The organism is Elizabethkingia argenteiflava, assembly GCF_009904105.1.
Lineage (GTDB): Bacteria > Bacteroidota > Bacteroidia > Flavobacteriales > Weeksellaceae > Elizabethkingia > Elizabethkingia argenteiflava.
Map to the genome: position 1 here is coordinate 1 of NZ_JAAABJ010000565.1, position 576 is coordinate 576.

Here is a 576-nt window from a genome sequence, read left to right on the forward strand (position 1 = left end):
ATACGATTTTAAATTTTACTTGTTTTAAGGCTTCATTTTCTCTTTTCTTTTTTCCAACGGTGTAAACCTTGGTGATGGAATCAGTTCGGTGGCTGGCTGCTATTTTAGCGAGATTGATCTCCTCGTCACTGGCTTGGTCTAGTTTGTCTAAAAATAAATGCTTCAAAGAGTAAAAATCTTCCGTAACTTTTATTATTTTGCCGTCCTTGTCTTTTATTTTGTTAGAACTCTTTATTAATCTGTGCCAACGCTTTGTAATCTGGTAGGGCTGTATAGGCTTATCTCCAGGCTTTAATCCTTTAGAAAATAAATAATCCTTCTGTGATTTGCACATGTCTAAGATCTCCCTCCAATAGGGAACGGCTTGAGGTAAAATAATTTTTATAGTTTCAATATATTCCCTTCCTTTTTGAATGGTTACTTTGTATTCCTGATCGAGTAAATTAACATCTTTCTTTTGTAGCCTGAATAATTCTGAGGTTCTGGCTCCGGAAAGGAAGAATATTTTAAAATATCGGAAGAAATCGGGGTAGTTCTCTTGGATATAATCATGTACTATTTGATATTTTTCATCCG

Annotated in this window: 1 protein-coding gene; it reads right to left on the bottom strand. The window is 34.5% G+C overall.

Annotated features, from left to right (window positions below; all coding sequences use genetic code 11):
- The coding region (locus tag GNY06_RS09535; RefSeq protein WP_166519873.1) for a tyrosine-type recombinase/integrase at positions 1-576 on the bottom strand (576 nt) is incomplete at both ends.